Below are 13,268 nucleotides of genomic sequence, written 5' to 3'. Positions count from 1 at the left end.
CAAACCGCAGCCATGGCCGCAGCTATGGCGAGGATTTGCAACGCCGCAGACCGCCCACAGCAGGGATGCGCGACACGCGAGGGACTTGTTCAGCGTTGCCTTAGGCGGATATTGCTGGGCCTTGCATGCGCGCTGGCCGCCTGCGCGGCGCTGGCCAACGAGGCGCAGCCGCTGGCGGCCGACCCGCAACTCGAAGCGCGGGTGCAGTCGATCGCGGCGGAGCTGCGCTGCCTGGTCTGCCAGAACGAGACGCTGGCCGCGTCGCAGTCCGCGCTCGCGGTGGATCTGCGCGCGCAGATCAGCCAGCAACTGGCGCAGGGGCGCAGCAGCGAGCAGATCAAGGACTACATGGTCGAGCGCTATGGGGATTTCGTGCTGTACCGGCCGGCCTTCAATGCGCGGACGGCGCTGCTCTGGCTCGGGCCTTTTGCGCTGTTCGCGGGCGCCTTGTTCGCGCTGGTGCGCATCGTTCGCCGCCATGCGCGCGGCCCGGAGGCCTCATGAACGCGTTCTGGATCGCCTCCGCGAGCCTCGCCGCCCTCGCCTGGCTGATGCTGTCCTGGCCCGCGCAGACCGCGGCGGGGCCGGCCGTCTCACAGTCGCGGCGCACGCGCATCGGGCTCGCCGCCGGCATCGCGGTGTTCTCGTTCGGCCTTTATGGATTCCTCGGCAACATCGACGCGGTGCGGGTCGCGGAGCCGGAAGCAGGCGCGGCCCTCGCCCCGGCGCCACCGGACCCGCTAGCCAGCGAACCCTCGGCCGAGGCGGTGCAGGCGATGCTCGACGGCATGGTCGGCCGCATGCAGGGACAGGCGCCCGGCACCATCGACGCGGCCGGCTGGGCGCTGGTGGCGCGCTCCTATGCATCGATCCAGCGCTACGACAGCGCGAACCGGGCCTATGCGCTGGCGATCGAACTTGCGCCCCACGACGCCGCCCTGCGAGCCGAGCAGGCCCAGGTGCAGAGCGCGCTGCGGGCCGGGCAGGGGGCTTCGCACTACGCCGACACCGTGAGCGGCACCATCACCCTCGCGCCCGAACTGGCCGCGTCGGTGCGGCCGGGCGACACGGTCTTCGTCTTCGCGCGCGAGGTGGGCGGCGCCGGCATGCCGATTGCCGCGGCGCGCTACAACGCGGCGCAATGGCCGCTGCATTTCAAGCTCGACGGCTCGACGCCGATGAGCGGGGGCAGGAGCCTGTCGGACGTCGCGCGCCTGGTCGTCACCGCCCGCGTCTCCCGCAGCGGCGAGGCCATGCCCCAATCGGGCGACCTGCGCGGGGAGTCCGCCACGGTCGAGGCCGGGCGCGACGACATCCGGATACGGATCTCGTCGGCGCAACCGTAAAGGCGGCGCCGGGCCCCGAGCCTTGCATTCCCGCCCTTCGCCCCCAGATGCCTGCCTGCCGCTTGTGGCGTGAAGGAAAAATATGGCGAAGTTCGAGAACGGCGATGTGGTCGAGTTGAAGAGCGGCGGGCCGAGGATGACGGTGACCTATATCCGCGAAGGCGGCGGCATCACGGGCACCTGGTTCAACCCGGAAGGCGAGCTGCGCTGGAGCGAATTCCCGCCCGAGGCACTGGAGAAGACGTCCGACGCCCCCTGAGCGCGCTGCGCGCCTCAAAAGCCGCGTTTGCGGCGTTTTTTTTCAAGAAAAATGGCTGCAGCCCAGGTAATTCCTGGGCTATATGCTATTAATTTAATAGCAAATACACCATGGAGGGACACCGGGACTGGGCCCGGTGGCTCCCAACGAGGCCAGGGCCACGCTGCCTCAGAAGCTGTCGCCCGGCACGCGCACCCAGCCTTCCATCAGCAGCCGCGCGCTGCGGCTCATCAAGGCCTTGGTGACCACCCACTGGCCATCGACCTGCGTCGCCTCGGCCCCCACGCGCAGGGTGCCCGACGGGTGGCCGAAGCGCACCGCGCTGCGCTTGCCGCCGCCCGCCGCCAGGTTGACCAGCGTGCCGGGCACCGCCGCGGCGGTGCCGATGGCGACGGCCGCCGTGCCCATCATGGCGTGGTGCAGCTTGCCCATCGACATCGCGCGCACCAGCAGGTCCACGTCGCCTGCGGCCACGGCCTTGCCGCTGGAAGCGGTGTAGCCCGCGGGAGGGGCGACGAAGGCCACCTTGGGCGTGTGCTGGCGCCGCGCCGCTTCGTCGATGTTCTGGATCAGGCCCATGCGCAGGGCGCCATGGGCGCGGATGGCCTCGAACATCGCCAGCGCCTTGGCGTCGCCGTTGATCGCGTCCTGCAGCTCGGTGCCGGTGTAGCCGATGGCCTGGGCGTTGACGAAGATGGTCGGGATGCCGGCGTTGATCAGCGTCGCCTGCAGCGTGCCGAGGCCGGGCACTTCGAGTGGGTCCACCACCCGGCCGGTGGGGAACATGGCACCGCCGCCTTCGCCGTCACCCTCGTCGGCCGGGTCGAGGAATTCGAGCTGCACCTCGGCCGCGGGAAAGGTCACGCCGTCGAGCTCGAAGTCTCCGGTCTCCTGCACCGCGCCGCCGGAGATCGGCACGTGCGCGACGATGGTCTTGCCGATGTTGGCCTGCCAGATGCGCACGGTGGCGTGGCCGTCCTGCGGCACGCGCTCGGCATCGAGCAGCCCGGACTGGATCGCGAACGGCCCGACGGCCGCCGACAGGTTGCCGCAGTTGCCGCTCCAGTCCACGAAGGGCTGGTCGATGGAGACCTGGCCGAACAGGTAGTCCACGTCGTGGCCGGGGCGGCTGCTGCGCGAGACGATCACCGTCTTGCTGGTGCTGGAGGTGGCCGCGCCCATGCCGTCGATCTGCTTGCCGTACGGGTCGGGGCTGCCGATCACGCGCAGCAGCAGCGCATCGCGCGCAGGGCCGGGCGCCTGCGCGGCTTCAGGCAGGTCCTGCAGGCGGAAGAACACGCCCTTGCTGGTGCCGCCGCGCAGGTAGGTGGCGCGGACCCTGATCTGTGGAGCGTGTGGCATCAGGCGGCCTCCGAAGTGGCGAGAAAGTCCTGCGCGAAGCGCTGCAGCACGCCGCCGGCCTCGTAGATCGAGACCTCCTCGGCCGTGTCGAGGCGGCAGGTCATGGGCACCTCGATGCACTCGCCGTTCCTGCGCCGGACCACCAGCGTCAGGTCGGCGCGCGGGCGGCGCTCGCCCACGACGTCGTAGGTCTCGGTGCCGTCCAGGCCCAGCGTCAGCCGGTTCGTGCCGGGCTTGAATTCGAGCGGCAGCACGCCCATGCCGATGAGGTTGGTGCGGTGGATGCGCTCGAAGCCCTCGGCCGCGATCGCCTCCACGCCCGCCAGCCGCACGCCCTTGGCCGCCCAATCGCGCGAGCTGCCTTGGCCGTAGTCGGCGCCGGCGATGATGATCAGCGGCTGGCGGCGCTGCATGTAGGCCTCGATGCCTTCCCACATGCGCACCACCCGGCCTTCGGGCTCGAGCCGGGTCAGCGAACCCTTCTGCACCTTGCCGTCGACCACGGCCATCTCGTTGACCAGCTGCGGGTTGGCAAAGGTCGCGCGCTGCGCGGTCAGGTGGTCGCCGCGGTGCGTGGCGTAGGAGTTGAAGTCCTCCTCGGGCAGGCCCATCCTGTGCAGGTATTCGCCGGCGGCGCTGTCCGGCAGGATGGCGTTGGAGGGCGACAGGTGGTCGGTGGTGATGTTGTCGGGCAGCAGGGCCAGCGGGCGCAGGCCGCGCAGCGTGCGCTCGCCGGCCAGCGCGCCTTCCCAGTAGGGCGGGCGGCGGATGTAGGTGCTCTGCGGGCGCCACGCGTACAGCGGGCTGATCTTCTCGCTGCTCGCCACGCCGATCTTGAACATCGGGTCGTAGACGCGGCGGAAGTGCTCGGGCTTGACGCTGCTGGCGACGATGGCGTCGATCTCCTCGTCGCTCGGCCAGAGGTCCTTCAGGGTCACGGGCTGGCCCGAGGCGTCGGTGCCGAGCACGTCCTTCTCGATGTCGAAGCGCACCGTGCCGGCGATCGCATAGGCCACCACCAGCGGCGGCGAGGCCAGGAAGGCCTGCTTGGCATACGGGTGGATGCGGCCGTCGAAGTTGCGGTTGCCCGACAGCACGGCGGTGGCGTACAGGTCGCGCTCGATGATCTCCTGCTGGATCGCAGGGTCCAGCGCGCCGGACATGCCGTTGCAGGTGGTGCAGGCGAAGGCGACGATGCCAAAGCCCAACTTCTCCAGCTCGGGCAGCAGGCCGGCCTCCTCCAGGTACAGCTGCACCGCCTTGGAGCCGGGCGCGAGCGAGGTCTTGACCCAGGGCTTGCGCAGCAGGCCGCGCGCATTGGCGTTGCGCGCCAGCAGGCCGGCGGCGATGACGTTGCGCGGGTTGCTGGTGTTGGTGCAGCTGGTGATGGCGGCGATGATCACGGCGCCATCGGGCATCTGGCCGGGCACCTCCTGCCACGGAGCGGCGATGCCGCGCGCGGCCAGCTCGGAGGTCGGCAGCCGCCTGTGCGGGTTGGACGGGCCGGCCATGTTGCGCACGACGCTGGACAGGTCGAAGCGCAGCACCCGCTCGTATTCGGCCGTGGCCAACGCGTCGGACCACAGGCCGGCCTGCCGGGCGTAGAGCTCGACCAGCCGGACCTGCTCGTCCTCGCGCCCGGTCAGGCGCAGGTAGTCGATGGTCATCGGGTCGATGGAGAACATCGCCGCCGTGGCGCCGAACTCCGGCGTCATGTTGGAGATGGTGGCGCGGTCGCCCAGGGTCAGCGCGCGCGCGCCTTCGCCGAAGAACTCCAGGTAGGCGCCCACCACCTTCTGCTTGCGCAGGAATTCGGTCAGCGCCAGCACCACGTCGGTCGCGGTGATGCCGGGCTGCGGCCGGCCGGTGAGCTCCATGCCGACGATGTCGGGCAGGCGCATCCACGAGGCACGGCCCAGCATCACGCTTTCGGCCTCGAGCCCGCCCACGCCGATGGCGATCACGCCCAGCGCGTCCACGTGCGGCGTGTGGCTGTCGGTGCCGACCAGCGTGTCGGGGAAGGCCACGCCGTCCTTGGCATGCACCACCGGGGACATCCGCTCCAGGTTGATCTGGTGCATGATGCCGTTGCCCGGCGGGATCACCTCGACGTTCTTGAACGCCTTCTGGCACCACTCGATGAAGTGGAAGCGGTCCTCGTTGCGGCGGTCTTCGATGGCCCGGTTCTTGGCGAAGGCATCCGGGTCGAAGCCGGCGAATTCCACAGCCAGCGAGTGGTCCACGATCAACTGGGTCTGCACCACCGGGTTGACCTTGGCCGGGTCGCCGCCCATGTCGGCGATGGCGTCGCGCAGGCCCGCCAGGTCGACCAGGGCCGTCTGGCCCAGAATGTCGTGGCACACGACGCGCGCGGGAAACCACGGGAAGTCCAGGTCGCGCCTGCGCTCGATCAACTGGCGCAGCGATTGCGCCAGCAGGGTCGGATCGCAGCGGCGCACCAGGTTCTCGGCATGGACCCGGGAGGTGTAGGGAAGCTTGTCATAGGCTCCGGGCTGGATCGCATCGACGGCTTCGCGCGCATCGAAATAGTCCAGCGCCGTGCCCGGCAGGGGTTTGCGGTAGGCGGTATTCATGGTGTGGGACGGGAACGGCCTTCGTGGGCGTGCCTAATCGTGGTTGACCGGAGCCGGCGGCGTGGCGTTCAGATAACGCCCGCGCCGCCGGCACACCGGGCGCTCAGCCCCGCTCTGCCAGCGGCACGAACGGCAGATCCTCGGGCCCGGTGTAGTTTGCGCTCGGCCGGATGATTTTGTTGTCGATGCGCTGCTCGATGATGTGGGCCGACCAGCCCGCCGTGCGCGCGATCACGAACAAGGGGGTGAACATCGCGGTGGGAACGCCCATCATGTGGTAGCTCACGGCGCTGAACCAGTCGAGGTTGGGGAACATCTTCTTGGCGTCGGCCATGACCGACTCCAGCCGCTCGGCAATGTCGAACATCTTGCGCGAGCCGGCCTGGTCCGACAGTTGCCGGGCCACGTCCTTGATGACCCCGTTGCGCGGGTCGCTCACGGTGTAGACCGGGTGGCCGAACCCGATGACGACCTCTTTCGCCTCGACCCGGCGGCGGATGTCGGCCTCGGCCTCGTCCGGCGAGTCGTAGCGCTTCTGCACCTCGAACGCCACTTCGTTGGCGCCGCCATGCTTGGGGCCGCGCAGCGCGCCAATGCCGCCGGCGATGGCCGAGTAGATGTCCGAGCCGGTGCCGGCCACCACGCGGCAGGCGAAGGTGGAGGCGTTGAACTCATGCTCCGCATAGAGGATAAGCGAGATGTGCATGGCCCGCTCCCATTCTGCGCAGGCCTTCTTGCCATGCAGCAGCCTGAGGAAATGCGCGCCGATGGAGTCGTCGTCGGTCTCCACCTCGATGCGCACGCCGTTGTGCGACCAGTGGTACCAGTACAGCAGCATGGAGCCGAGCGAGGCCATCAGCCTGTCGGCGATGTCGCGCGCGCCGGGGGTGTTGTGATCGTCCTTCTCGGGCAGCACGCAGCCGAGCGCGGAGACCGCGCTGCGCATCACGTCCATCGGGTGCGCGCTGGCCGGCAGTTGCTCCAGCACCGCCCGGACGGCGGCCGGCACGCCGCGCAGCGACTTGAGCTTGGCCTTGTAGCCGCGCAGTTCGGCCTCGGTGGGCAGCTTGCCATGCACCAGCAGGTAGGCGACCTCCTCGAACTCGCAGCGGGTCGCGAGGTCGAGAATTTCGTAGCCGCGGTAGTGCAGGTCATTGCCGGTGCGCCCTACGGTGCACAAGGCGGTATTGCCGGCGGTGACGCCGGACAGCGCCACGGATTTCTTTGCCTTGAAGCCTGCCTGTGCAGGATCGGCCACGGTCATCATGCGATCTCCTCGTTCAGATGGGATGGGTCAATGCGAATGGGACGCCCGGTGGCGTCCACCGCCACCATCTCGAACTCCCCCTTGAATGCCGGCTCCGACGGTGCGCCGAGCGCTTCGGCCAGGCCGGTCACGCCGACGGTCAGCGAACTGCGGCCCACGCGGCTGACCGAGGCGCGCAGCGTGAGCACCTGGCCGATGGACACCGGCGAAAGAAATTCGGCGCCGGTCACGCGGGCCATCACCACGTCGCGCCGGGAAAGGCTGCGCGCCGCCAGGAATGCCGCCTTGGCCATCAACTGCAAGGCGTGGCCGGCAAACAGGGTGCCGTAGTGGTTCGCCTGCTCCGGAAAGACCACGTCCTTGAGTTCGATCGTGACGGGGGGAGTTGTCATGCTTCGCAATCTACGCACAATGAAGGTGCGGCGTAAGCACTGAAAGTGCGAATTTTTGCAAATGGCAGCATGCAAATTAGCAAGTTTTGCGAATCACAGGGGCGGGGAGTGGCATGGTGAAGAAGACTTTCATGGGGGTCCGCCTGCGCCGGCTGCGCGCGGAGCGCGGCCTGTCGCAGATCGCCATGGCGCAGGCATTGGGCATTTCGCCAAGCTACCTGAACCAGTTGGAGCAGAACCAGCGCCCGCTCACCGTCGCGGTGCTGCTCAAGGTCAGCCGGACCCTGGGCGTGGACGTGCAACAGTTCTCCGAGGACGAGGAAGCCCGGCTGGTGGTGGAAATGCGCGACGCCCTGGCAGACAACCCGGGCGGCGAGCCGGTGGCGTTGCCGGAGCTGCACGAGGTGGCCTCGCAGATGCCCGCGGTGGCCCGGGCGCTGCTGGCCCTGCACCGCCGCCACGCGGATGCGATGCAGCGCCTGGAAGCCATGGCGCTGCGGCTGGGCGACGACCGTGCGGACATCGCCCCGGCACGGCCCATGGCCTTCGAGCGGGTGCGCGACTTCTTCCTGGCGCACCAGAACCATTTCGAAGCGGTGGATCGTGCCGCCGAAGCGCTCGCGGCCGAGGCCGCCAGGCACGGCGGGGTGTTGACCGACTGGCTGGTCCAGCGGCTGGCCGGGCGGCATGGCGTGCGCACGATTCCGCTGGACGGCGACGCCGGCGACCGCCAGCGCAGCTACGACCCCGACCATCGCATACTGCGCATTTCGCCCTCGCTGCAGCCGGGCCAGCAGGCGTTTCAACTGGGCACGCAGCTCGCGCTGCTGGAGCAAGCGCCGCTGCTGGACGCGCTGGTGGGTACGGCGGAGTTCCAGACCGATGCGCAGGCGCATACGCTGGCCCGCATCGGCCTGGCGAACTACTTTGCGGGCGCCCTGCTTCTGCCCTACGGAGCCTTCCTGAAAGCCGCCGAGGCGCTGCGCTATGACATCGATCTGCTTTCGCACCGCTTCGGCGTGGGCTTCGAGACCATCTGCCACCGCCTGAGCACGCTGCAGCGGCCCGATGCGCCGGGCGTGCCCTTCTTCTTCATCCGGGTGGACCGCGCCGGCAACATCTCCAAACGGCAGTCGGCCACCCATTTCCATTTTTCGAAGACCGGCGGCACCTGCCCGCTGTGGAACGTCTACGAGGCGTTCTCGCAGCCGGGCAAGATCCTGCCCCAGCTCGCGCGCATGCCCGACGGCCGCACCTACCTCTGGATCGCGCGCACCGTCTCGAGCGCGGGACAGGGCGGCTACGGCGCGCCGGGCAAGACCTTTTCGGTGGCGCTGGGCTGCGACATTCGGCACGCGTCCCGCCTGGTCTACTCGCGCGGCATGGACCTGGACGACCCGGGCATTGCCACGCCCATCGGCATGGGCTGCAAGGTCTGCGAGCGCGCGGGCTGCCCGCAGCGGGCCTTCCCGTTCGTGGGGCGTCCGCTGGACGTCAGCGAGAACGAAAGCAGGTTCGCACCCTACCCGAACGCGGCCTGAACACCGTCCGGCCGCCCGAGGACACTCGCGCCGTAGTTCCGGCCGTACGCCTCAGGCGGCCGCGCGCAGCGCCCTGGCGGCCTCGACCATGTTGGCCAGCGCGGGGATCACCTCGCTCCACTGGCGGGTCTTGAGGCCGCAGTCGGGGTTGACCCACAGGCGCTCGGCGGGAATGCGCTCGGCGGCCTTCCTCATCAGCCGCACGATGTGCTCCTGCGTGGGAATGTTGGGCGAGTGGATGTCGTAGACGCCGGGGCCGATCTCGTTGGGGTACCGGAAGTGCTCGAAGGCGTCGAGCAGCTCCATGTCCGAGCGTGAGGTCTCGATGGTGATCACGTCGGCGTCCATGTCGGCGATCGACGCGATGATGTCGTTGAACTCCGAATAGCACATGTGGGTGTGGATCTGGGTATCGTCCTCCACCCCGTTGGCGGTGATACGGAAGCACTCCACCGCCCAGTCGAGATAGTGCTTCCACTGCGACTTGCGCAGCGGCAAACCCTCGCGCAGCGCGGCCTCGTCGATCTGGATCACGCGCACGCCGGCTCTCTCCAGGTCCAGCACCTCCTGGCGGATCGCCAGGGCCAGTTGCTTGCAGGACGCCGAGCGCGGCTGATCGTCCCGCACGAAGGACCAGTTCAGGATGGTGACCGGGCCGGTCAGCATGCCCTTCATGGGCTTGGACGTGAGCGATTGCGCGTAGCGTATCCATTCGACCGTCATGGCCCTCGGGCGGGTGATGTCGCCGAACAGGATCGGCGGCTTCACGCAGCGAGAGCCATAGGACTGCACCCAGCCGAACTGGCTGAAGGCATAGCCGTCGAGCTGCTCGCCGAAGTACTCCACCATGTCGTTGCGCTCGGCCTCGCCGTGCACCAGCACGTCCAGGCCAAGCGCCTCCTGCTCGCGCACGCTGCGCGCGATCTCTGCCTGCATCGCCGCTTTGTAGCCAGCCTCGTCCAGCTCGCCGGCCTTGAACCGGCTGCGCGCATGGCGGATCTCCTCCGTCTGCGGGAAGGAGCCGATGGTGGTGGTGGGAAAAGCGGGCAGCCTCAGCCGCGCCGCCTGCACGGTGGCGCGCCGCGCATAGTCGCTCTTGCGCCGGCCCAGCGTGGCGTCCTGTTGGGCGATGGCCGCCTTCACCGCCGGGTTGTGCACCCGTGGCGATGCGCGGCGGGCGGAGACGGCCTGCTGGTTGGCGGCCAGGGCCTGCCTGACCGCGCTGCGCCCTTCATTGAGTGCGGTGGCCAGCACCTTCAGTTCCTCCAGCTTCTGCAGTGCGTACGCGAGCCAGGACCTGATCTCGGGATCGAGCTTCTGTTCGCCGTCCAGATCCACGGGGACGTGCAGCAGGGAGCAGGACGGTGCGATCCACAGGCGGTCGCCCAGCCTGGCGGCGATCGGCTCGGCCCAGTCGAGCACGGCGTTGAGATCGGTCTTCCAGATGTTGCGGCCATCGACCACGCCCAGCGACAGCACCTTGTGCGCCGGCAGCAGGTTGAGCAACGGCGCAACGTCGTCGCGGCCATTGATCGCATCGAGGTGCAGGCCCGCCACCGGCAGATTGGCCGCGAGGTACTGGTTCTCCAGCAGTTGCCCGAAGTAGGTCGCCAGCAGTAGCTTGACGCCGGCGCTCTTGAGCTGGTGATAGGCATTGTTGAAGGCGTGCTGCCAGTCGGCATCGAGTTCCGTCGCCAGCAGCGGCTCGTCGATCTGCACCCATTCCACGCCCTGCCCGGCCAGCGCCGCCAGCAGATCGGCATAGGCGACGAGCAGTCGCGGCAGCAACGCCAGCTTGTCCGAACCGTCCTTGGCCTTGCCGACGGCCAGGTAGGTCAGCGGCCCGATGATCACCGGCTTGGCCTTGACGCCCTGCTGCGCCCTGGCTTCGCCGACCTGCTCCAGCAAGCGCGAGGCATCCAGCGTGAATTCGGTCTGCGCGGTGAACTCCGGCACGATGTAGTGGTAGTTGGTGTCGAACCACTTGGTCATATCTCCGGCGGCAACGCCGCCGCAGCATCCGGCGTGCTCCTCCGCACCCTGTGCGGAGCGGCCGCGCGCCACGCGAAAGTAGTTGTCCAGCGCGTCCCCGCGGAAGCCGCGCACGCGCTCGGGCAGGTTGCCCAGGGTGAAGCTCATGTCCAGCACCTGGTCATAGAACGCGAAATCGCCCACCGGCACCAGATCCAGCCCGGCCTGCTGCTGCCAATGCCGTTGGCGCAGTTGCGCACCAAGGGACGTCAGTTCCTCGCGGCTGGACGCGCCTTTCCAGTAGGACTCCAGCGCAAACTTGAGCTCGCGCTTAGCGCCGATGCGGGGAAAACCGAGATTGTGGGTGAGGACCATGTACCTGCCTTTGGAGAATTCGAATTGGGAACGGGCGCATGGTAGGCAGGCATACCCATGAAGTAAAATGGTCTTATTTCAACGATCAATCAATTTGGCTCATACATAAGATGCTCGAGCGCATGCATCTCTCCATCGTGCAAGAGGTCGCGCGGCAGGGTTCGCTGACTGCCGCGGCGCTCGAACTGCACCTGACGCAGTCGGCGCTGAGCCACACCATGAAGAAGCTCGAGCAGCAGTTGGGCACCGACATCTGGCTGCGCGAAGGCCGCAGCCTGCGGCCGACCCAGGCGGGGCAGTACCTGCTCGAGGTGGCCAACCGCGTGCTGCCGCAACTCCGCGTCGCCGAGGAGCGTCTGCGCCAGTACGCCCAGGGCGAGCGCGGCACGCTTCGCATTGGCATGGAATGCCACCCCTGCTACCAGTGGCTGCTGAAGGTGGTGGCGCCTTATCTTGCCGGTTGGCCGGACGTGGACGTGGACGTCAAGCAGAAGTTCCAGTTCGGCGGCATCGGCGCGCTTTTCGCCTTCGAGATCGACCTGCTGGTCACGCCCGACCCGCTGTTCAAGCCCGGGCTGCGCTTCGAGCCGGTGTTCGACTACGAGCAAGTGCTGGTGGTCGGGTCCCGGCACCCGCTGGCCACGGCACCCTACGTCAAGCCTCGGCAATTGACGCCCGAGGTGCTGATCACCTATCCCGTGGCGACGGAGCGCCTCGACATCTACAACCAGTTCCTGATGCCCGCTGGCGTCACGCCGAAACGCCACAAGACCATCGAGACGACGGACATCATGCTGCAGATGGTGGCCAGCGGCAGAGGCGTGGCAGCCCTACCCCGCTGGCTGGTGCAGGAGTACGCAGACAACATGGACATCGTGCCCGTGCGCCTGGGCCGCCACGGAATCGCCAAGCAGATCTTCCTGGGCGCCCGCGAGGCGGACATGGAGCTCGACTACTTGAGGGCGTTCATCGACCTGGCGCGCAATGCGCAAATGATGGAGAGAGGCATCGGCGCCGTCGCACGCCGTTCACCATCCCCAACGCCGCCTGCTCCGGTGAAGTTCGCAGGATGACGTGGGGCGAAGTCGACGTCGAAGAACGGCTCCGGACTTCCACGCGAACGCAATCCCACTTTGAGACAGGAAAGACGCGTTGGCGCACTACGGAGGCTCAGGCACATACCGTTTCGAGCGATTGGTATCCACGCATGGAGCGGCAACATGAATAGAATTCGCCAGCACATAAACGCCAGAAAAATCCATGCCAACCATTGCAGCCAAGATTCAGTCACTGATTTCTGAGCAGATCATCAGCGGGCAATTCAAGCCCGGAACGCGGCTCGATGAGAGGGTGCTGGCCCAACAGTTCAATGTGTCGCGCACACCTGTGCGCGAAGCACTGCGCCAACTTGCGTCACGCGGGCTCACCCAGTTGCTGCCCATGCGGGGCGTGGTCGTCATGGAGATCAGCTTGAAGGAACTCACCGAGATCCTGCATGCCAACTGCGAGCTCGAGGCCATGTGCGCGCGGCTGGCCGCCGAATCCATGACCGCCATGGAGAAGACCGAACTGCAATACGTGCACGAGCGCTCCAACGAGTACGTTGCCCAAGGCGACCTTGACAAGTACTTGGATGCCAACCGCGAATTGCACCGGCTGATTCTGGAAGGGGCGCACAACAGCGTGATCACCCGGATGGTCGCCGAAATCCGCGACCGGCTGAGCCCCTACCGCCAATACCATCCTGCCGAGACTGATCGACTTGCAACCTCGCACGACGCGCACAAGGACATCGTGGAGGCCATCCTGTCGGGCAATGGCGAGCAAGCCTACATCGCCATGCGCGCGCACAATGCCCACCTCGGCAACGCGGCGCTGCGCGCGCTGCGCCATGCCAAGGAACAGCAGCAGAAGCAGGAGCACTCTGTAGCGGAGGTGGCAACAGCAGCCAAGCCCGCGCGCAAGCGAGTCGTAGCGACGAAGAAGGTTGCGACCTCCAGACCCGTGGCACGCAAGACATCCAAAGCATGAGAATTAGAGCGGCTAACAAAAGCCTGTCATCGCCAAGCGCGGGATGCGCGTTGACGGTGCATGGGAAAGAAAAGAAACAAGGAAGTTAGCGCGGTGTTGTACAAAAAGATCAAGCCGTTGCTGCCAGTCG

11 protein-coding genes are annotated in these 13,268 nt (G+C 67.6%); 6 read left to right on the top strand and 5 right to left on the bottom strand.

The annotated features are described in order from the left end of the window. Positions 1-111: 111 nt before the first annotated feature. From JHD63_RS10990 to JHD63_RS10980, 3 genes are all read left to right on the top strand, one after another. Positions 112-504, top strand: a complete 393-nt coding sequence (locus tag JHD63_RS10990; RefSeq protein ID WP_233167951.1) for a cytochrome c-type biogenesis protein — start codon at positions 112-114, stop codon at positions 502-504. Further along, a complete protein-coding gene (locus tag JHD63_RS10985; protein WP_198970793.1) occupies positions 501-1,346 on the top strand; it encodes a c-type cytochrome biogenesis protein CcmI/CycH in 846 nt (281 codons plus the stop codon). Before JHD63_RS10990 ends, JHD63_RS10985 begins: the two co-directional genes overlap by 4 nt. Positions 1,347-1,428: 82 nt before the next feature. Next, on the top strand, positions 1,429-1,605 hold the full coding sequence (locus tag JHD63_RS10980) for a YodC family protein (protein WP_198970792.1): 177 nt from the start codon (positions 1,429-1,431) through the stop codon (positions 1,603-1,605). A 168-nt stretch (positions 1,606-1,773) separates the two neighbouring features. Here JHD63_RS10980 and prpF read toward each other — a convergent pair whose 3' ends face one another. The 4 genes from prpF to JHD63_RS10960 form a co-directional block, all read right to left on the bottom strand. Further along, on the bottom strand, positions 1,774-2,967 hold the full coding sequence (gene prpF, locus JHD63_RS10975; RefSeq protein WP_198970791.1) for a 2-methylaconitate cis-trans isomerase PrpF: 1,194 nt from the start codon (positions 2,965-2,967) through the stop codon (positions 1,774-1,776). Further along, entirely contained in the window at positions 2,967-5,561 is a 2,595-nt protein-coding gene (acnD, locus tag JHD63_RS10970; protein WP_198970790.1) for a Fe/S-dependent 2-methylisocitrate dehydratase AcnD, read from the bottom strand. The genes prpF and acnD overlap by 1 nt, the downstream gene beginning before the upstream one ends. A gap of 103 nt (positions 5,562-5,664) precedes the next feature. Next, positions 5,665-6,828: a bifunctional 2-methylcitrate synthase/citrate synthase gene (gene prpC / locus JHD63_RS10965; RefSeq protein WP_233167949.1), complete on the bottom strand. Its 1,164-nt coding sequence runs from the start codon at positions 6,826-6,828 to the stop codon at positions 5,665-5,667. Then, complete coding sequence (locus JHD63_RS10960; protein WP_198970789.1) at positions 6,825-7,220, bottom strand: acyl-CoA thioesterase; 396 nt, start codon at positions 7,218-7,220, stop codon at positions 6,825-6,827. The genes prpC and JHD63_RS10960 overlap by 4 nt, the downstream gene beginning before the upstream one ends. A 116-nt stretch (positions 7,221-7,336) precedes the next feature. On the opposite strand from JHD63_RS10960, the gene JHD63_RS10955 reads away from it, so the two are divergent. Beyond that, positions 7,337-8,761 (top strand): short-chain fatty acyl-CoA regulator family protein, encoded by a 1,425-nt coding sequence (locus JHD63_RS10955; RefSeq protein ID WP_198970788.1) that lies wholly within the window; start codon positions 7,337-7,339, stop codon positions 8,759-8,761. A 51-nt stretch (positions 8,762-8,812) separates the two neighbouring features. Here the strand turns inward: JHD63_RS10955 and metE are convergent, their stop codons facing one another. After that, positions 8,813-11,107, bottom strand: a complete 2,295-nt coding sequence (metE, locus tag JHD63_RS10950; RefSeq protein WP_198970787.1) for a 5-methyltetrahydropteroyltriglutamate--homocysteine S-methyltransferase — start codon at positions 11,105-11,107, stop codon at positions 8,813-8,815. Between the two features lie 110 nt (positions 11,108-11,217). Here metE and JHD63_RS10945 point away from each other — a divergent pair, with 110 nt between their 5' ends. Further along, positions 11,218-12,180: a LysR family transcriptional regulator gene (locus tag JHD63_RS10945; RefSeq protein ID WP_198970786.1), complete on the top strand. Its 963-nt coding sequence runs from the start codon at positions 11,218-11,220 to the stop codon at positions 12,178-12,180. Positions 12,181-12,367: 187 nt separating this feature from the next. Continuing rightward, positions 12,368-13,138, top strand: a complete 771-nt coding sequence (locus JHD63_RS10940) for a GntR family transcriptional regulator (RefSeq protein WP_198970785.1) — start codon at positions 12,368-12,370, stop codon at positions 13,136-13,138. The last annotated feature ends 130 nt before the right edge of the window (positions 13,139-13,268 follow it).

It is taken from the genome of Xylophilus sp. ASV27, assembly GCF_016428875.1.
In the GTDB taxonomy this organism is placed as follows: domain Bacteria; phylum Pseudomonadota; class Gammaproteobacteria; order Burkholderiales; family Burkholderiaceae_C; genus Xylophilus.
The sequence above is the reverse complement of the archived record's forward strand: the minus strand, read 5'-3'. Positions and strand labels throughout refer to the sequence as shown.